Here is a 17,712-nt window from a genome sequence, read left to right as displayed (position 1 = left end):
CAGTCAGACTGATTCCCGTTTTTTGTGATCACATTCCGGCGGGTTTCTAAAACTCGCCAAATTGCGTGTACATTTCTTTTAATTTCGGCTCTGTTTCTTTGGCACGAATATCCTTTCTGATCGCCGCAACGCCTTGTATGTCCGTCAGCAGCCCCAATGCCTGATAAGCTCCGAAACGAACAAAATAAGATGGATTGTTACGGGCAATGCCTTCCAGTACCGGAATACTTTTACGCTGTACATCCTGCTTCGATTTAATCAGATATTTTCCAAAAACCTGTAAGAAATTATATTTCTCATTCGGTTTCATACGCTTCATTTTTTCCAGGAACCAATCGTAACGGTCTGGCTGGGCCAATCCTGCATAATAATTACCAACGGACGTAACGATGGCGTCGTTTGGTGAGTTTTCAAATTGGGACGCAACATCGCCGGCATCAGCTGGCTGCCCTACCAGATATTTATCCAATGCAACAGAAACGACCTGATAAGAGCTATCGCTCAAAGCTTCACGGAAAACCGGATCGTTGTTATTGTCACCAAAAGACGCGAGGGTTATGATGGCCTCTGCTCTTACCTGCGGATGACGGTCGGTGCGGGCGCGGCTTTGAATGATCTTTTCGATTTCAGCAAAACCTTCACCGTCATATTCAGCAAAGTTTGATATCGCCATCTGACGTAGTTTCCAGAATGGATCAGTCATGGCTTTGATGAGCACATTCCTGACGGTCGAGTCCTGTAATTTTCCTTCCAAAGCCGCCAATGCTTCATATTTTGGCAGGAACTGTTCGGCATGGTTGTACTGGTAAACCAGTTCAGGACGGTCTTTATCCTGCTCGATACTGGCCAAAAGCTGTGACTCTGCATCAAAAATCACCAGATCTGGTTTTTTTGCCGATGGAAATTCAAGCGTTTGGTTTACCTTATCTACAATAACATCGTACCGGCTTTTCTTGCCACCTGCCCACACATCTACTTTAAGTGGTAATCTATAAACTGTCGTTGCCAGTGTATCCTGTGCCTGCGTTATTTTCAGCTGTATCTTGTTGGTTGCCGTAGAATACTCCTGTTTGATTTTCAAAAGAGGGTGTCCGGGGCGTAAAAACCACTGATCAAAAAACCAGTTCAGATCTTCGCCTGTCACCTTTTCAAAAGACATCCGTAAATCATTGATTTCGGCGGTACCCAAGGCATGGGTTTTCAGATAATATTGCAGCGACTTGAAAAATGCGTCGTCACCAACATATTTTCTCAGCATATGCAGAATCCGTCCGCCTTTCGCGTAAGAATGGCTGTCAAACATGTTTTCAGCATCCTTGTAGAAATAACGGATCATCGGCACCTGCTTGGTTTCCGCTTCTGTCAGATATTGTTTCAGCTCCTGTAAGTTCTGCCAGTCTGCTTCATTTTTGCCGATGTAATATTCGCTCCATAAGTACTCTGAGTAATTGGCAAAAGACTCATTAAGGGGTAATTGCCCCCATTCTTCCGCTGTTACATAATCCCCAAACCAGTGATGAGCCAGTTCGTGCGCGATAACGGCGTCTGAATTTCCATCCAGAATAGAACGCGAGTCTGTTTGAACACCTTCTTCATGAACCGTCGCCGTTGTATTTTCCATCGCACCGGCCACGAAATCTCTTACCGCAATCTGAGCATATTTCTCCCACGGATATTCTACGCCGAAAATATTGGAAAAGAAAGCCATCATTTCAGGTGTGCGTCCGAAAATGGCGTGTGCATCAACGCCATATTGCGGTTCCACGTAATAGCTTAATTCCATGCCATTGGGCATCATATCTTTTGCAATGGCAAAATCACCCACGGCAAGCATGGTCAGGTAAGGTGCGTGAGGAATTGACTGTTTCCAGTGATCCGTACGCTGTCCGCTTTGATCAGGCTCCTGCGAAATTAACAAACCGTTTGACAACGTTTTATAAGTGCTGTCGACCGTGATGTAGATGTCCTGCGTAAACTTTACATTCGGGGCGTCAACCGTTGGGAACCAGCATGAGCTGCCGTCTGTCTCTCCCTGCGTCCAGATTTGCTTGGGTTTTCCTTCTTCGAGTCCATCCGCATTGATAAAATACAAACCTTTGTCGTTGGGATTATCGCCTGCCTGGTCCCTCGGAATTTCATTCGGTTTGGCAACGTAATCTATTTTTACATAAATCGTGTCCTTTACGCTGTACTCGCGGCCAAGTTTGATGGTGATCTTACGTTTGTCGTAAGTATAGTCCAGTTTTTTAAGTGTTCTTTTAGTCAGCTCTTTTGTAGAAACGGCTCCGAAGTTATGAAGCGTATCAAGCTGTGAGATTCCTTTGATATCAAATCCCTTTGCGTCCAGCTCAATGGTATTCTGTGCGTAAAAGTGCGGTTTAAACTGAATAACAGCGGAGCCATGGACTTGCTGACGGAGCCAGTCAAATTCTACGTCCAGACGGGTATGGATAAGATCATGTTTTAAAGTCCGGGATGGACGGTAAGGTCCCTGCTTGGAAAGTACACCCGGATTTCTTCTGTAAACGGTGTCTCTTTCAGCAAAATGATCTCGTGCATTTACGCTGAAAGCAACAAATAACAGTGCTATTCCAAAAAATTTGCAGAAACCGTTACGCATCAATACGTCATTTTTCTTTTCGGTCATTTCTGCTTGTGGTTTGGACATAATTTAAATTTAGTCAAGTGTTTTGGTATTAAGTCGGATTATTTATTAACCGGTTTATTTGTCAGACGATTAGTGTCTGACCGGATAAAGCAGCCCTGCGTGCCGGGATATAAGACACAGCCAAGGTTATGATAACGATAATGATACCGGTAAAGAATATATCCTGCCAGATTAATTTAACGGGATAGGCGTCAACAAGGGCGGTTGTCATACCCATTGATACCAGTCCGTAGGTTGTTTGGAGCCAGCAAATCAGCACGCCGAAAATAGTACCTACAATAGCGCCGGACAGCGCCACGATGGCGCCTTCTGCAAGAAATATTTTTCTGATCAGTGAAGGCGTGGCGCCAAGCGCGTATAACATGGATACGTCTTTTTTCTTTTCGATCGCTAACATACTGAGAGAGAAGAATATGTTGATTGCAGCCACTAAAATAATAAAGGATAATGTAACAGCAACAAACAATTTTTCAACTCTTATCGCACGGAGCAGATCTGCATTCATAGCATCCCGGTCGCGCACGGTAAAATCCTTGCCAAGTTTTTTGGCAATATCTTCTCCCACCTGCTTTTCGGTAAATCCGGACGACGCTATTTTCACTTCCAGCGAAGAACGTTGCCCGTTATATTGCAGCAGTGATTCAACGATCGGCAAAGGTGCAATGACATAATCGTCATAACGGTTTTCGATAAAAAACACGCCACCCGGCCGGATGACCGTCTGGTTAAAGGCTTCCGTAGATGTAAGATTGACCGTTTTTGTTCCCGTTCGCGGATACCACAATTCCAAGGGTGTCAGAATATCTTCCAGTGAAATGGACAGCGCATTGCGGACCCCCTCGGAAATCACCGCGAAAGGCGTTCCATTGCCTCCATACAGTTTCAGTGATCCTTCAATCAAGGCAGTGTCAAGCTGTCCGCGTTGCGAAAAAGTGCTGTCAACACCTTTTAGCCGGACAATGGTCTGCTGGTTTCCGTAGCGGGCCAGTGCATTGTCTTCAATAACCTGCGTGATCAGCTTAACGCCGTCCACGGATTTTATCGCTTTCAGGACAGAGTCGGAAACCGGAAAACGTTTTCCTGCCGACGGCGTGATGGTGACATCTGCATCGAAAGTTTTAAACATTTTCCGGTTGAGATCCTCCATGCCATTAAACACGGAAAGAACCACGATCATCGCCATGGTTCCGACCGCTACGCCAGCCATAGCAATGCGTGCTATTACGCTAATGAAACTACGTTTATTACGGGAAAAGAAATAGCGAATGGCAATTCTGTACGAAAGATTCATTGTCAGTTACGCTAAGGATCAATTCGTTTCTTCTTCGTCTTCGTCTGGTTGAGCCGGAGGAATAACCAAATCTGCAAACAGAAGATCCATCTTCGCGGCATACTCGGCAGTATCATCAATATAAAATTGCAGATGAGGCACGATACGTAGCTGATGACGAACGCGTTCAGCCAGTTTTTGCCTTATAAACTTGGTGTTTTCTTTAATCGTTTCCAGTAAAAAGCCCTTATTCTTATCTGGCAAAAAGCTCAGATAAGCACGCGCTATACCCAAATCAGGCGAAACGCGCACCGCTGTGATCGTCACAAACGAGCCGCTTACCAAATGTTTTGCATCCTGTTGAAAAATTTCACCCAAATCCTTCTGGATTTGTCTCCCTACCTTTTGTTGTCTCTTCGATTCCATCTTGTTCTGATTGCGGACTTTGATCCGGGATGCCGGGTTTATACCACATTCCTTTCTCAATTCCTCTTACCTTCTTTTTTCTATTTAAGCTCTTTTCCTTTGTTGACGGACCAACTTACATAATAACTAAAATTTCACGGCTTTAACTCCTCTTAGCTACTATATTTAACACAAATATCCATACTTATTTTGTTTTTGTAGACCCCTAGGTTGTAATTTCGTGAAAGTATTCATGTCATCCTATCTAACCATCCAGTTTCTTGCTTAGTTTTTTTCGGGTAAATGCGGCTTATCAAATGATCAGCCTGGTGGTATTTTTTCTGCTGCTGAGGCTGCCATTCTTTTTTGGTGGAATCCCCTTATTGATACCAGAACTGAGCTGGATGCTTGTCGGAGAGCAAATGAACCATGGTTTTATGCTTTACCGGGATGTCTGGGATAACGTCAGTCCTTTTTCCGGACTCACTTACTGGCTGATCGATTCGCTCTTCGGCAGGGCACAATGGGCTTATCAGCTGGCTGCTGCCGCGCTCGGAATTATCCAGATCCTTTATTTTAATTATGTAATTTATTCGAGAGAAGTTTTTCCGGAGCGGACTTATATTCCGGGCGCTTTGTACGCAATCTTTCTCAATATTTCTTTCGACCTCGGCACGCTTTCCCCGATGCTGATGGCAAATACGTTTTTGCTTTTTGCCTTTGGTCTTATCGTTAAAATTCTTGTGCGACGTGAAGCGACCAACCAGGTTTTTGAAATGGGGCTGTACATCGGTATCGCGACTTTGTTTTACCTGCCGGCTTCTTTGTTTATGGTCTGGGGCTTTTTAGCATTGTTATTTTATACCGGAGCTACAATTCGTCACCATTTATTGGGGTTTTTCGGTTCGCTGTTTCCGCTGCTGATGGTGCTTCTGTTCTTTTATATGAATGATGGTATTGAAAGCCTTAACCGAAATTTGCTGACTTCTGTTTTTCAGGTCAAGCAATATAACCTTACCGATTTCTCTTCCCTTCTGGCGTCTTTGCTGTTACCATTGGGATTTGGAATTTTAGGTTTTACACGGATTTTTACGACGTTACGTTTTGTCAACTACCAGACAAGGATCCAGCAAGTGATGGCCTTGTGGTTTATTGTTTCTGTCTTTACAATACCGTTGATGCAATATCTGGCGCCGATGCAGTTTGTGATTTTTATCCCGCCAGCCGCATTTTTTGCTACACATTATTTTCAGAGCTTCAAGCGGAAAAGTTTTGGGGATGAATTTCAGTTTATGCTGATGACTGCGGTGATTGTGTTCATTCAGTATCAGGGAACGAGGGGGATATTACCGGGAATCTCCATGGGAAAACTTGAAAATCTGCGTTCCAAGTCGGCTTCGTTACCAGCTGAAATTAAGAATAAAAGGATTTTGGTACTTGGGCAGCATGCCGGAGAGTATATGGAAAATTTTACGGCCACGCCGTATCTCAACTGGGATCTTTCCAGTTATGACTTGAAAAATCTTGACAACTTTGACAGTGTCATCCATGTCTATGATAATTTCCGGAAGGATCCACCGGATTATGTTATCGACAAAGTCAACATCATGCCCAAGCTTTTAGAGCGCGTTCCTGCGCTGCAAAGTCAATACAAACTGAGCCAGTGGAAGGGGATTTACAAGAAGAATTAATTTAGTTGATAGTTGAGAGCGGTCCGGCGGGCGGTTGAAAGTAACGAGCTCACCAGGTCATTTCATTAATTTTCCACTCTCCACTCTCAACCCTCAACTAAATCAGCACGCAATTTTATCAACGCGCAACTGGTGTCTTCCACCTTCGAATTCTGTATTTAGAAATGCTTCTACGCTTGCTATCGCTGTTTCCAATGTAATAAAACGCACAGGGATACAAATGACGTTGGCATCGTTGTGCTGACGCGCAAGGGCCGCCAAAGGCAGATCCCACACCAAAGCAGCACGAATTCCCTGATGTTTGTTGGCGGTGATACATACGCCCTGACCACTTCCACAAAGCAGGATGCCTTTGTCAAATTCTTTGTTTTCAACGCCGCTGGCTACCGGATGCGCGAAATCGGCATAATCTGCCGAATCGGCGCTATACGTTCCAAAATCTTTTACTTCATAACCGTTATTGGTAAGCCAGGTGGTGATTGGTTCCTTGTATGGAAAACCAGCATGGTCGGAACCGATAGCAATTTTTTTCATTACTTTTTTGTTAATTGTGTCTTGGTGAATAACAATTCCGTCTGAGGTTTTGTTAAATTTTCCAGAATTATTTAGACTGGAAAACAAAGGTAACAGCAAATCAATGAACTAAAATTATTTTCAAAATATGAATGACGAATTAAAGAATGAAAATTCGAAATTAGTTGACGTATCGCTACTTAATCCGGCGGTACCGGAAGATGAAAAACAAATAAAAGCTGCGTTTGAAGACCGCAACTGGAGTGAAATAAAAAGTGCAGATTCCTGGGTTATATTTAAGGTAATGGCCGAGTTCGTCGAAGGTTTCGATAAACTGGCGAAAATCGGTCCCTGTGTTACGATTTTTGGTTCGGCAAGAACAAAACCTGAAAATCCATACTATAAAATCACGGAAGATATCGCCGCGAAACTGGTCCGTCATGGTTATGGTGTGATCACCGGTGGTGGGCCAGGTATCATGGAAGCGGGTAATAAAGGGGCGCATGAACAAGGCGGAAAATCAGTTGGTTTGAATATCAAACTGCCTTTCGAACAACACAGCAACCCGTATATTGATCACGATAAAAATATCAATTTTGACTTTTTCTTTGTCCGGAAAGTAATGTTTGTCAAGTACTCCCAGGGATTTATCGTTATGCCTGGTGGGTTTGGAACGCTTGATGAATTGTTTGAAGCGATGACCTTAATCCAGACAAAAAAGATAGGCCGCTTCCCGATTGTCTTGGTTGGGAGTAAATATTGGTCGGGTTTGATGGACTGGATAAAGAGTACTATGCTAACTGAGGGGAACATCAATCCGGAGGATTTAAAACTCATGAGCATTGTAGACACCCCGGATGAGGCGGTACATGTGATAGATGAATTCTATTCCAAGTATTTGCTGAAACCGAACTTCTGATGAATTATTTCATCAATTATCTTGATCAGATTGTTGCCTTGACCGAAGAAAGTGCGGCGGCAATCGATGAGATCACAATATACCGATCACTTCCTAAACATACATCGCTGCTTCAAAACGGCGATGTATGTAAGGAATTTCATTTCCTGGAAAAAGGACTTGCACGCGTTTTTTATTATAAAGACGGAAAGGAAGTCACGGCCTGGTTCGCGAGTGCAAATCAGATTGTAAGTGCTATTGACAGTTTATTTACCGGTAAGCCTTCGTTATACAACATAGAAATTTTGGAAGAAACCAGCGTTTGGAGTCTTCAATATCATAAAATTGAGCCGGTTTTTGAAAAACATCCGATTGTTGAAAGATTGGGACGGCTTTTAATCACGCAAAATTATCTGCTTCTTGACGAACGTATGAAACTATTTGCTTTCTGCACGGCCGAGGAAAGATATGAGCGTTTGCTTCTTCAAATTCCAGACATTCTCCAAAGAGTTAAATTAGGCCAGATCGCGTCATATCTTGGTATCTCGCAGGAACATTTAAGCCGGATTCGGGCTGGGTATAAAAAGTAGTTTTAATTGTTTTTGATCGATTTTGATAATTATCAAAGGAATCAATTTTCCTGGGTTGGTAATTTGTCATGAAGCAAAAACAGACATGGAAACTCTTTTAATCATATTACTGATCTATTCACTCTTTCTCATTTACATGATTCGAAGCTCATGGAGGAGGATCTTGCGTCCTACAAAACATAATGGCATCCGAATCGCCGCATTCATAGTAACGGCATTTTTTGTTGCGGGTACCATTTGGGAGCTTCTTGGATTTATCAGAAATGAAAATGGTAAATCCTTTACCATTGGATGGTACGCACTGGCTTATTTTATGGTTCAGGTCCTTTCGCTCTACACATTTTTATGCTGGCTTCTCGCCCGATTTTGGAAGTGAGCCGTTTATAATGATTTCTTCGTTTTCGATCGATTTTGATAATTATCAAAGGATTCCGAGCTGGGATAACGGAGATTTGAGTGTCGATGAAAATTATTTAAATTACTTCATATGAGCGTTTTAAATCGTAAAGTCTTTTCCCTGGCGGGCCTTTTTATCGGGAGCTTGGCTGTTTTTTTGGCAACCATGTATGTGTCTGATATACTGTCTCCTGATTATCAGTTTATCCCGCTAAAAAGAATTTTTTGGGGATTTACCTACACCGTCTTTTTCAGCATAACAACCATTCAATTTGTGAGAGGAGAGTTACTGACAGTCAGACTAATTCTGACAAACCTCGCGATCAGTGTACTTATACCTTATCTGTGGTTCAGGTTGTTATCGGTATCCGGATTATTCATTCAACTTTAAACTATTCCTTGTATGCTGACTATCATTTTTATAGTTTTTGGTCTATGTTTTATTCTGGAACGACTGGTCCCCGGTTGGAAACTACCTGAAGTACCTACCTGGACAATCAGAGTTTTGGCGATAAATTTCGTACAGCTCGGTGTGGTAACGCTGGCAGGTTTTACATGGGAAAAATGGTTTTCGTCGGTAAGTGTTTTCCATTTGTCAAATCACGTAAATAATGCCGCTGGTGGAATCATCGCTTATTTTATCGCCACTTTTATTTTCTACTGGTGGCATAGATGGCGTCATAAAGTTGATTTTTTATGGACACATTTTCATCAGATACACCATAGTCCGCAGCGGCTGGAAGTGGTTACCTCTTTTTACAAACATCCGCTGGAAATGACTGTAAATTCAATCATTGGAAGTTTGCTGGTATATACTTTGTTGGGGCTGAATATGGAAGCAGGAGGGATTTATACACTTTGCACTGCGCTTGGTGAGTTTTTTTACCATACCAATGTTAAGACACCGCAATGGATAGGATATATTTTTCAGAGGCCTGAAATGCATAGAATTCATCATGAGTATGAAAAACATACCAATAATTATGGCGATATTGTTTGGTGGGATATGCTTTTTGGTACATACGAAAACCCGAAGGAATTTAAAACTTCCTGTGGATTCGATAATGACAAAGAGCAGCGTCTCGGGGATATGTTGAAATTTAAGGACGTACATAAAGAATAAATGCACACGCTTAATTCAGAAAAATGAATAATCGTATACGAACCTGTTTGCTGATCAGCAACCTGTCTTTCCCATTTGTTTCAAGTATCGGTGTTAAGCTAACACTCCCCAACTTTTTTTTATTGCCGGTTTGCCTGTTAGAGCCTCATTTTGAAAACCAAATGTTAGGCTTCGTTTTCTTGGCAATCTGGGCCTGTTTGTGGTTCGTCATTTTTAGCAATAGGGCCAAATCTCTATTCTTAGGCTTTTGCCAGGCTGTTCTGCTGGCCCAGGTTATTATTTTAGGGTACGAGGCCATGTTTGCAAGGGGTATAAAAGTTCTGTTGTCGTCGCCTATGATACCGAGTCATATTTTTGTGCTTTGTTGTGTTTTTATCGGGCGGGAATATTACAGGTTATGGTCTTTGCAGAGCATTCAAAATACTAAGTAAGGCCCAATCTTCTCAATCGTGTTGTCATCCATAACCCGTACTTTTTTCAAATCCTCCACAGATTGATAAGGACCGTGCTGTGTTCTGTAATTGACGATGACGGCATTGATCTTTTTGTTTCGGAGGTAGGGATGTTGGGCCATTTCTTCTGCGGTGGCTGTGTTGATATTAACTTTTCTGACCGGACTTTGAATTTTTGCATATTTATTCAATTCGGACAAAGCCAGTGAGTCCAGTCCGAAGATTTCAGAATACTGACTGGCGGAGTGAAAGCCGCCCAACGCGTCTCTGAATTTTAAAATGCGCAGGGATAATTTGCTGCCGATACCTTTCAATTTAATCAGTTCGGTTGTATCGGTACTGTTGATATCGAAAGGCACAACAACAGGTTTATTATAGGCCTTAATTTCTTTCGGCAGCGTATTGTTGGGAACCGATTTTTGAACGAAATCTGATGTATACTTTTTTGTGCTGACTTCCGGTAATGAAATGTATGATTCGAGCTTTTGATAAACGTTGGTCGGGAAATCGTATATGTGCAGTAAATCCTCCTTTTTTCGGAATTTTCCGCCTTTGGATCTGTACTTGTCAATTCGTTTGGCTATGAATGGAGGAATGCCCAGTTCTTGTAATTGGTCAACTGTGGCCGTGTTGGGGTCAAACGTAAAAAAACGGACGGGGTGGTCTGGGGTATTTTTATATTCCTTTTTTGGATAATTATTTTCCCTTTCAACTGGTACGGTTGATGCGTCTTTTTCTAGTTGCGCCGCGATACTGTCAAATTTTTGTGTATTAACAGGCTCGGAAGGTGCCGGGAAATAGGGTAGGATCCAACGCCGGAAAATAAAAGGTGTCCAGATCAGCATGAATGAAAACGCCATCAGGACGAAAGCGGCACGTGCCTGTTTCCTGGAAATACCGAAATAGTCTTCAAGCTGATCGAGTATCCGCCGGATCATAAGTCAAAAGTTTAAGGCATAAATAGCAGTCTGCCTTTTGACGTCAAAAAGTTAATTTGGTTTCCAGATTTTTAAAGAAGTATTTTCTGCGATATGCTCAAAATCAACATCACTGTGACAAAGTTCTAAGTCGAAATGAATTGCGTAATAGGCAATCAGGCAATCGTTTGCTTTGCGTATGGTAATCCCTTTTTTTCGAAGTGAGCGATAGATTTGGGCAGCAGAGGTTGATGCGTAGAAAGGATCAAGTATGAGCGGGTGTAACCCTTTAAAATCTTCCTCGTACTGATTAAAATCTCTATCAATACGTATTCCTTGTAAAAATTCCTGCAAAATTATTGGACAGTAACAAACTTTATTCGCTCTGAGTGATTCAGTTAAAAGGTCGGCTTGCGCAGTTTTAACCCCATTCCTGAAATCGACCCACACAGAGGTATCAAAAAGACGGTACTTCATAAGTTCTCATTTTTTCCAGATCATCGTCCCATCCACCTTTACCTCTTGATTCAATCAGTCGTTGCCGACGCATCTGATTAATTAGTTCAGATAATGCAAAATCGATTATTTCTTTTTTTGTTTTAAGATCTTGATTGAAATCTCTTATTTTTTCGATTTTACTCTCATCAATTTCCACATTCGTTCTCATAATATCTGGATTTTGAATACACACAAATATACAAAATTTATACACATGGTTATGCTTTGCCGTCAAATTCCCTAATTTTGCGAACCGATTGCAAAACATGTAAAATTTGCGGTCTCAAAACCTTACGTTTATTAATCAATTGTCTGAACCAATAATGAGCCAATCACCTGCTACCTCTTTACAAGACATTGTAGGGCATGCCAAAGAATACGGATTTGTGTTCCCTTCTTCTGAAATATATGATGGATTACAAGCCGTTTATGACTACGGTCAGAATGGTGTGGAATTGAAAAATAACCTGAAAGCAGTATGGTGGAAGGCCATGACGCAGCTTAACGATAATATCGTTGGTATTGATGCTTCTATTTTCATGCATCCGCTTACCTGGAAAGCTTCGGGACACGTTGACGGATTCAGTGATCCGATGATTGATAATAAGGATTCTAAAAAACGTTATCGTGCTGATCAGCTTCTGGAAGCAAAAGCGGAACAATACGAAGCAGAAGGCCAGTCTGAAAAAGCGCAGGCTTTGCTTGCTGAAATGGGGCGTCTGTTAAGTGCGGAAAACCTTGAAGCAGTTCGTGAGTTAATTATTGCTGAAAATATAAAATGTGCAGTTTCTGGCACTGCCAACTGGACAGAGGTTCGTCAGTTTAACCTGATGTTCAGCACACAAGTGGGTTCGGTTGCGGAAGATTCAAGCCTTATTTATCTGCGTCCTGAAACGGCTCAGGGGATTTTTGTAAACTTCCTGAACGTGCAGAAAAGCGGACGTATGAAGGTTCCTTTTGGTATTGCCCAAATTGGAAAAGCGTTCCGTAACGAGATCGTTGCACGCCAGTTCACTTTCCGTATGCGTGAATTTGAACAAATGGAAATGCAATTTTTCGTTCGCCCCGGCACTGAAATGACCTGGTATGCGGCATGGAAAGAATCCCGCATGAAATTCCATAAAGCCATCGGGTTACCAGCTGATAGTCTTAAATTCCATGATCACGAAAAGCTGGCGCATTATGCCAATGCTGCGGTCGATATCGAATACAAATTTCCTTTTGGTTTCCGTGAAATGGAAGGAATTCACTCACGTACTGATTTTGACCTTCGTAACCATCAGGAATTGTCAAAGAAAAAGCTTCAGTATTTTGACGCGGACCTTGACGAAAATGGCAAACCTTATGGAAATTATATTCCTTACGTGGTTGAAACCTCGGTTGGAGCGGATCGCCTTTTCCTGGCAACTTTCTGTAATGCCTATACCAAAGAAACAGTAGGTGAAGGAGATTCGGAAAAGGAGCGTACTTATTTGAAATTACACCCGGCTTTGGCTCCGTTTAAGGTTGCGGTTTTGCCTTTGGTGAAGAAAGACGGTTTGGCTGAAAAAGCGCAGGCAATTACAAATTCATTGAAATCAGCGTTCCGTACAACTTATGACGATGGTGCTGCGATTGGAAAACGTTATACCCGTCAGGATTTAATCGGCACTCCTTTCTGTGTCGTAGTTGATTACCAGACCATGGAAGACGATACTGTTACGATCCGTCACCGTGACTCTATGGAGCAGGAGCGTGTTGCGATCAGTGAATTGAAAGAGAAAATCGGATATGAGGTTTCTATCGAGAGAATTCTTGAAGCGATCTGATAAACATATAGTTTTATAAAGTAAAAGAGGGTTTCCGGCATCGGAAACCCTCTTTTACTTTATATTAAGTCCTGATTACGCAAGCTTAACATTAACGGCGTTTAGTCCTTTACGACCTTCCTGAAGATCAAAAGTAACTTCGTCGTTTTCGCGAACTTCGTCTACAAGACCTGAGATATGTACGAAATAATCTTGTCCTGTTTCTGCGTCTTTAACAAACCCGTAACCTTTTGCGTCATTAAAGAATTTAATTGTTCCTTGATTCATAAAAATATTAAATTGAATTTTTTGAAACAAATATAACGATAAGGGTTACTTAATTACAATACTTAATAATAAAATAATGAAGTATTTTCTTCGCTAAGCCATAGTGTTCAGGAATATTTCATTTGTTTTTTTGAAATTTTTCTTTCTCTCATAGTAAAACTGTACCTTTGCGGTTTATATCGCATTTTCTATGACTGAACAGATTCTTATTCTAGATTTTGGCTCACAGTACACGCAATTAATTGCGCGTCGGGTTCGAGAACTCAATGTTTATTGTGAAATCCATCCATACAATAACTTCCCGGAGATTACTCCGAATATCAAAGGTGTCATTCTTTCAGGTAGCCCCTGTTCCGTAAGGGATGAAAATGCTCCTTATGTTGATCTCGAAAAATTCAGGAAGGTTGTTCCTGTTTTAGGCGTTTGCTACGGAGCTCAGCTGATGGCGCAATTGCTTGGCGGCGACGTGAAAGCATCGCAGCACCGTGAGTACGGAAGAGCTCGTTTGGAAATAGACGATGAAGATTCTTCATTGCTAGCCGGACTTTCAACCACTTCGCAGGTTTGGATGTCACATGGAGATACGATTGTCAGCATACCCGAAAATTTCCGTATCATTGCTTCTACTGAATCGGTAAAAGTGGCCGCCTTCAAAATTGAGGACGAGCTTACTTACGGTATCCAGTTTCACCCGGAAGTTACGCACTCTACCGAAGGTAAGCAGTTGATGTATAACTTTGTAGCTAAGATTTGCGGCTGCAAACAGGATTGGACTTCCGAATCATTCGTTGAACAAACCATCCATAACCTTCGTGCCAAACTTGGTGATGACCGTGTGGTAATGGCGCTTTCTGGTGGTGTAGATTCTACCGTGGCTGCGACATTGGTTCATCAGGCAATCGGAGAAAATCTGTTCTGTATTTTTGTAGATAACGGATTGTTAAGAAAAGACGAATACGATCAGGTACTTCATTCGTACCGTGATATGGGTCTTAATATAAAAGGTGTTGATGCAAAAGACCTTTTCTATGGCGCGCTGGAAGGACTAACCGATCCGGAAGCGAAAAGAAAAGCGATTGGTAAAGCATTTATCGATGTTTTTGATCAGGAATCACATTTAATTGAAGACGTTAAATGGCTTGGTCAGGGAACAATTTACCCTGATGTGATTGAGTCGGTTTCCGTAAAAGGCCCGTCTGCAACGATTAAATCTCACCACAACGTAGGTGGTTTGCCTGACTTTATGAAACTTAAAGTCGTTGAGCCGCTGAATACTTTGTTTAAAGACGAAGTACGTGCAGTGGGTAAAACTTTGGGTATTGATCCTAATATTTTAGGTCGTCACCCGTTCCCGGGACCAGGTTTGGCGATCCGTATTTTGGGTGATATCACAGCCGAAAAAGTAGCTATTTTACAGGAAGTTGATGCAATCTTTATCGGCGGACTGAAAAAATGGAACTTGTACCATGAAGTTTGGCAGGCTGGTGTTATGTTATTGCCCGTTAAAAGCGTTGGTGTAATGGGTGATGAGCGTACTTACGAAAGTGTAGTAGCATTGAGAGCTGTTACGTCAATTGATGGTATGACTGCCGACTGGGCTCATTTGCCATATGATTTCCTTGCAGAAGTTTCAAATGATATTATTAACAGAGTAAAAGGCGTTAACCGCGTCGTTTATGACATTTCTTCAAAACCACCAGCAACAATCGAGTGGGAATAATAGCATTTAATTTGTAGATATAAAGAGAAAGCGGGCTGTTCAGTCCGCTTTTCTTTTGTTGGATGATCTATGTATAAGTCCGTCAGGATCGCCCGACTCCGCGGCTGATCAAACTTAAAACGAATAATACTAAAAAGACAAAGAAAAGTATTTTAGCAATTCCGGCAGCACCCGCTGCAATTCCACCAAATCCAAGTACTCCGGCAATGATGGCTACGATCAGAAATATTACAGTCCATCTAAGCATAATTGACAAATAGTTAGTTGATTAAAAGTATAATCAGGTTTTTACTAATTATGTGCCAAACTGCATGGCGTGGAAACCAGGTTATTTTAGGTCTTAAAAAGCTTATTTATGAGGTAATCGCTGTATTTTCTGTGGAGATTGCTACCCAAATTTATCCGATTTCACCATAACAGTTACAAGTAATTAGATGAAAAACTATTTTATTGAAATATTTTAAGTTCGGTTTGGAGTTTAAGGGTGAATTCTAGCGATTATTCGGTCAACTGGCTGTTTTGGCTTAATTTGCAAGATGTTTTAAATGAAATTTTAGTTTCTACGAATGAATAGATTGCTTTTTGTTTTATTGGCTGGTTTGAGTTGTACAGCCGCATTTGCTCAGCCGGACCGATGGCAGCAACGTGCCAGGTATCAGATGAATGTAGATTTTGATGTTACTACAAATCAGTACAAGGGCGTACAGAAGCTTGTTTACAGTAATAATTCCCCGGACACGCTGACCAAAGTTTTTTATCATCTCTATTTAAATGCATTTCAGCCGGGTAGCCAAATGGATGTTCGTTCCAGAACAATCAGTGATCCGGATCCGCGTGTGAAGGATCGTATTTCGAAGCTTTCGCCCAGTGAAATAGGATATGAGAAAATTATTTCTTTAAAACAGAATGGTAAACCGTTAAAGTATGAGGTGGTAGGGACAATTCTGGAAGTTACGCTGGCTGAGAAAATTCTGCCTAAAACGCAGCATACTTTCGATATGGAATTTGAAGCGCAGATTCCGGTACAGATTCGTCGTACCGGTCGTGATAACAGCGAAGGAATTGATTACTCCATGGCGCAGTGGTATCCAAAATTATGTGAATATGATTACGAAGGATGGCATGCGAATCCCTATATCGGCCGCGAATTTTATGGTGTTTGGGGTGATTTCGATGTGAAAATCACGCTGGATGCTTCTTACGTGGTTGCGGGCACAGGTTATCTGCAAAATCCTGAAAAGATCGGATATGGTTACAGCAGTAAAGATGTAAAACATAAGGCGGGAGAGAAACTGACCTGGCATTTCATAGCACCGGAAGTTCACGATTTTATGTGGGCCGCAGATCGTGATTACAAACACGATGTTGTGAAGGTAGATGACAATCTTGACCTGCATTTTTTCTACCAGACCGATACGCTTGCCAATGTCTGGAAAGAAATGGAACCTTTGGCGGTAGAGGCGTTCAAGATCATGAACCAGAAATTTGGCCGTTATCCTTACAAACAATATTCGATTATTCAGGGTGGTGACGGTGGTATGGAATATCCAATGGCGACACTTATTACCGGCCGTCAGAATTTGTCAGGTTTGATCAGCGTAGCGGTGCACGAATCCATTCATAGCTGGTTTCAGATGATCCTTGGAACGAATGAGTCCAAATATTCCTGGATGGATGAAGGGTTTACGACTTATGCGCAGAACATCGTTTTGGCAGAATTGTTTCAATCTAAACTGGATCCCCAGCGGAGCACGACCAACAGTTATCGCAGTCTGGTAAAATCGGGACTGGAAGAGCCGTTGACTACCCATGCCGACCATTACAATACCAACCGTGCTTACAGTATCGCGAGTTATTCCAAAGGCTCTGTGTTTTTGAACCAGCTTGGTTACATTATCGGAAAGGATAAGCTTGAAACGGGGATGAAGCGTTATTTCAATGAGTGGAAATACAAACACCCAAATCCGACGGATCTGAAACGTATCATGGAAAAGGAGTCTGGTCTGGAACTGGACTGGTACTGGGAGGATTTTATAGGAACGACCAAAACGATCGATTATGGTATTAAAGAAGTGGTCCCAAATGCCGGGAAAACGGATATCGTGTTGGAGCGAATTGGACAGATACCTATGCCGCTGGATGTCGTTGTAAGTTACAAAGACGGAACTCAGGAAAATTTTTACATCCCGCTTGAAATCATGCGCGGAGAGAAAAGTGAAAAGTTGTATGCCAAAACAACATTGTTGCTAGATTGGGGATGGACTTATCCTGAATACACTTTCAAAATTGACCGCCCTTCTACGGATATCGACAGAATTGTGATTGACCCGAGCCAGCGTATGGCGGATATCAATCTAGAAAACAACACCTATCCGTCGCTGCCTAAAATCTTGCCAAGACTGAAAGGCGAGCGGGCTAAGTAATGAAATAGTATTATCTCGAAAAAATCGGATAACTTTCAGTTCATGAGGGTTATCCGATTTTTTTTGCCAGAAA

General features: G+C 42.0%; 18 protein-coding genes. 9 read left to right on the top strand and 9 right to left on the bottom strand.

Going from position 1 to position 17,712, the window contains the following annotated elements:
- Positions 1-46 precede the first annotated feature (46 nt).
- From M1L62_RS19305 to rbfA, 3 genes are all read right to left on the bottom strand, one after another.
- Positions 47-2,668 carry a M1 family metallopeptidase gene (locus M1L62_RS19305; protein WP_254561260.1) on the bottom strand — a complete coding sequence of 874 codons (2,622 nt, stop codon included), beginning with the start codon at positions 2,666-2,668 and terminating at the stop codon, positions 47-49.
- A gap of 61 nt (positions 2,669-2,729) precedes the next feature.
- Positions 2,730-3,959 carry an ABC transporter permease gene (locus tag M1L62_RS19300; protein ID WP_254561259.1) on the bottom strand — a complete coding sequence of 410 codons (1,230 nt, stop codon included), beginning with the start codon at positions 3,957-3,959 and terminating at the stop codon, positions 2,730-2,732.
- A gap of 18 nt (positions 3,960-3,977) precedes the next feature.
- Complete coding sequence (rbfA, locus tag M1L62_RS19295) at positions 3,978-4,364, bottom strand: 30S ribosome-binding factor RbfA (protein ID WP_254561258.1); 387 nt, start codon at positions 4,362-4,364, stop codon at positions 3,978-3,980.
- A gap of 260 nt (positions 4,365-4,624) precedes the next feature.
- Between rbfA and M1L62_RS19290 the strand changes: the two genes are divergently transcribed.
- Positions 4,625-6,034, top strand: a complete 1,410-nt coding sequence (locus M1L62_RS19290; RefSeq protein ID WP_254561257.1) for a hypothetical protein — start codon at positions 4,625-4,627, stop codon at positions 6,032-6,034.
- A gap of 102 nt (positions 6,035-6,136) precedes the next feature.
- On the opposite strand, the gene rpiB is transcribed toward M1L62_RS19290, so the two are convergent.
- A complete protein-coding gene (gene rpiB, locus M1L62_RS19285; protein WP_254561256.1) occupies positions 6,137-6,568 on the bottom strand; it encodes a ribose 5-phosphate isomerase B in 432 nt (143 codons plus the stop codon).
- Between the two features lie 127 nt (positions 6,569-6,695).
- On the opposite strand from rpiB, the gene M1L62_RS19280 reads away from it, so the two are divergent.
- The 5 genes from M1L62_RS19280 (at position 6,696) to M1L62_RS19260 (ending at position 9,554) form a co-directional block, all read left to right on the top strand.
- The gene (locus M1L62_RS19280) at positions 6,696-7,466 is read left to right on the top strand and encodes an LOG family protein (RefSeq protein ID WP_254561255.1); all 771 of its coding nucleotides are present in this window, start codon (positions 6,696-6,698) and stop codon (positions 7,464-7,466) included.
- The gene (locus M1L62_RS19275; RefSeq protein ID WP_254561254.1) at positions 7,466-8,035 is read left to right on the top strand and encodes a Crp/Fnr family transcriptional regulator; all 570 of its coding nucleotides are present in this window, start codon (positions 7,466-7,468) and stop codon (positions 8,033-8,035) included. The genes M1L62_RS19280 and M1L62_RS19275 overlap by 1 nt, the downstream gene beginning before the upstream one ends.
- 85 nt (positions 8,036-8,120) lie before the next feature.
- A complete protein-coding gene (locus tag M1L62_RS19270) occupies positions 8,121-8,411 on the top strand; it encodes a hypothetical protein (RefSeq protein ID WP_254561253.1) in 291 nt (96 codons plus the stop codon).
- Between the two features lie 111 nt (positions 8,412-8,522).
- Positions 8,523-8,822 (top strand): hypothetical protein, encoded by a 300-nt coding sequence (locus M1L62_RS19265; RefSeq protein ID WP_254561252.1) that lies wholly within the window; start codon positions 8,523-8,525, stop codon positions 8,820-8,822.
- A 12-nt stretch (positions 8,823-8,834) separates the two neighbouring features.
- Positions 8,835-9,554, top strand: a complete 720-nt coding sequence (locus M1L62_RS19260; RefSeq protein WP_254561251.1) for a sterol desaturase family protein — start codon at positions 8,835-8,837, stop codon at positions 9,552-9,554.
- A gap of 415 nt (positions 9,555-9,969) precedes the next feature.
- On the opposite strand, the gene M1L62_RS19255 is transcribed toward M1L62_RS19260, so the two are convergent.
- From M1L62_RS19255 to M1L62_RS19245, 3 genes are read right to left on the bottom strand one after another with little or no spacing between them, the layout of a single operon-like run.
- A complete protein-coding gene (locus tag M1L62_RS19255; protein WP_254561250.1) occupies positions 9,970-10,944 on the bottom strand; it encodes a ComEA family DNA-binding protein in 975 nt (324 codons plus the stop codon).
- A 51-nt stretch (positions 10,945-10,995) separates the two neighbouring features.
- Positions 10,996-11,400, bottom strand: coding sequence for a type II toxin-antitoxin system VapC family toxin (vapC, locus tag M1L62_RS19250; RefSeq protein WP_254561249.1), 405 nt, complete (start codon positions 11,398-11,400; stop codon positions 10,996-10,998).
- Positions 11,381-11,590: a type II toxin-antitoxin system VapB family antitoxin gene (locus tag M1L62_RS19245; RefSeq protein WP_254561248.1), complete on the bottom strand. Its 210-nt coding sequence runs from the start codon at positions 11,588-11,590 to the stop codon at positions 11,381-11,383. Before M1L62_RS19245 ends, vapC begins: the two co-directional genes overlap by 20 nt.
- A gap of 154 nt (positions 11,591-11,744) precedes the next feature.
- Here M1L62_RS19245 and M1L62_RS19240 point away from each other — a divergent pair, with 154 nt between their 5' ends.
- Complete coding sequence (locus M1L62_RS19240; RefSeq protein ID WP_254561247.1) at positions 11,745-13,229, top strand: glycine--tRNA ligase; 1,485 nt, start codon at positions 11,745-11,747, stop codon at positions 13,227-13,229.
- Positions 13,230-13,304: 75 nt separating this feature from the next.
- Here the strand turns inward: M1L62_RS19240 and M1L62_RS19235 are convergent, their stop codons facing one another.
- A complete protein-coding gene (locus M1L62_RS19235) occupies positions 13,305-13,496 on the bottom strand; it encodes a cold-shock protein (RefSeq protein WP_194119269.1) in 192 nt (63 codons plus the stop codon).
- A 190-nt stretch (positions 13,497-13,686) separates the two neighbouring features.
- On the opposite strand from M1L62_RS19235, the gene guaA reads away from it, so the two are divergent.
- Positions 13,687-15,216, top strand: a complete 1,530-nt coding sequence (guaA, locus tag M1L62_RS19230; RefSeq protein WP_254561246.1) for a glutamine-hydrolyzing GMP synthase — start codon at positions 13,687-13,689, stop codon at positions 15,214-15,216.
- An 82-nt stretch (positions 15,217-15,298) separates the two neighbouring features.
- Here guaA and M1L62_RS19225 read toward each other — a convergent pair whose 3' ends face one another.
- Positions 15,299-15,463, bottom strand: coding sequence for a DUF1328 family protein (locus M1L62_RS19225; RefSeq protein ID WP_026628251.1), 165 nt, complete (start codon positions 15,461-15,463; stop codon positions 15,299-15,301).
- A 319-nt stretch (positions 15,464-15,782) separates the two neighbouring features.
- On the opposite strand from M1L62_RS19225, the gene M1L62_RS19220 reads away from it, so the two are divergent.
- The gene (locus tag M1L62_RS19220; RefSeq protein WP_254561245.1) at positions 15,783-17,639 is read left to right on the top strand and encodes a M1 family metallopeptidase; all 1,857 of its coding nucleotides are present in this window, start codon (positions 15,783-15,785) and stop codon (positions 17,637-17,639) included.
- The last annotated feature ends 73 nt before the right edge of the window (positions 17,640-17,712 follow it).

It is taken from the genome of Dyadobacter diqingensis, assembly GCF_024220585.1.
GTDB lineage: Bacteria > Bacteroidota > Bacteroidia > Cytophagales > Spirosomataceae > Dyadobacter > Dyadobacter diqingensis.
Note: the sequence above shows the minus strand (reverse complement) of the source record. Positions and strands in the feature narration are given on the sequence as shown.

Coding starts and splice junctions, on each gene's coding strand:
- M1L62_RS19305 (WP_254561260.1), bottom strand. CDS start 2,668: ATGTCCAAACCACAAGCAGAAATGACCGAAAAGAAAAATGACGTATTG.
- M1L62_RS19300 (WP_254561259.1), bottom strand. CDS start 3,959: ATGAATCTTTCGTACAGAATTGCCATTCGCTATTTCTTTTCCCGTAAT.
- rbfA (WP_254561258.1), bottom strand. CDS start 4,364: ATGGAATCGAAGAGACAACAAAAGGTAGGGAGACAAATCCAGAAGGAT.
- rpiB (WP_254561256.1), bottom strand. CDS start 6,568: ATGAAAAAAATTGCTATCGGTTCCGACCATGCTGGTTTTCCATACAAG.
- M1L62_RS19280 (WP_254561255.1), top strand. CDS start 6,696: ATGAATGACGAATTAAAGAATGAAAATTCGAAATTAGTTGACGTATCG.
- M1L62_RS19275 (WP_254561254.1), top strand. CDS start 7,466: ATGAATTATTTCATCAATTATCTTGATCAGATTGTTGCCTTGACCGAA.
- M1L62_RS19270 (WP_254561253.1), top strand. CDS start 8,121: ATGGAAACTCTTTTAATCATATTACTGATCTATTCACTCTTTCTCATT.
- M1L62_RS19265 (WP_254561252.1), top strand. CDS start 8,523: ATGAGCGTTTTAAATCGTAAAGTCTTTTCCCTGGCGGGCCTTTTTATC.
- M1L62_RS19260 (WP_254561251.1), top strand. CDS start 8,835: ATGCTGACTATCATTTTTATAGTTTTTGGTCTATGTTTTATTCTGGAA.
- M1L62_RS19255 (WP_254561250.1), bottom strand. CDS start 10,944: ATGATCCGGCGGATACTCGATCAGCTTGAAGACTATTTCGGTATTTCC.
- vapC (WP_254561249.1), bottom strand. CDS start 11,400: ATGAAGTACCGTCTTTTTGATACCTCTGTGTGGGTCGATTTCAGGAAT.
- M1L62_RS19245 (WP_254561248.1), bottom strand. CDS start 11,590: ATGAGAACGAATGTGGAAATTGATGAGAGTAAAATCGAAAAAATAAGA.
- M1L62_RS19240 (WP_254561247.1), top strand. CDS start 11,745: ATGAGCCAATCACCTGCTACCTCTTTACAAGACATTGTAGGGCATGCC.
- M1L62_RS19235 (WP_194119269.1), bottom strand. CDS start 13,496: ATGAATCAAGGAACAATTAAATTCTTTAATGACGCAAAAGGTTACGGG.
- guaA (WP_254561246.1), top strand. CDS start 13,687: ATGACTGAACAGATTCTTATTCTAGATTTTGGCTCACAGTACACGCAA.
- M1L62_RS19225 (WP_026628251.1), bottom strand. CDS start 15,463: ATGCTTAGATGGACTGTAATATTTCTGATCGTAGCCATCATTGCCGGA.
- M1L62_RS19220 (WP_254561245.1), top strand. CDS start 15,783: ATGAATAGATTGCTTTTTGTTTTATTGGCTGGTTTGAGTTGTACAGCC.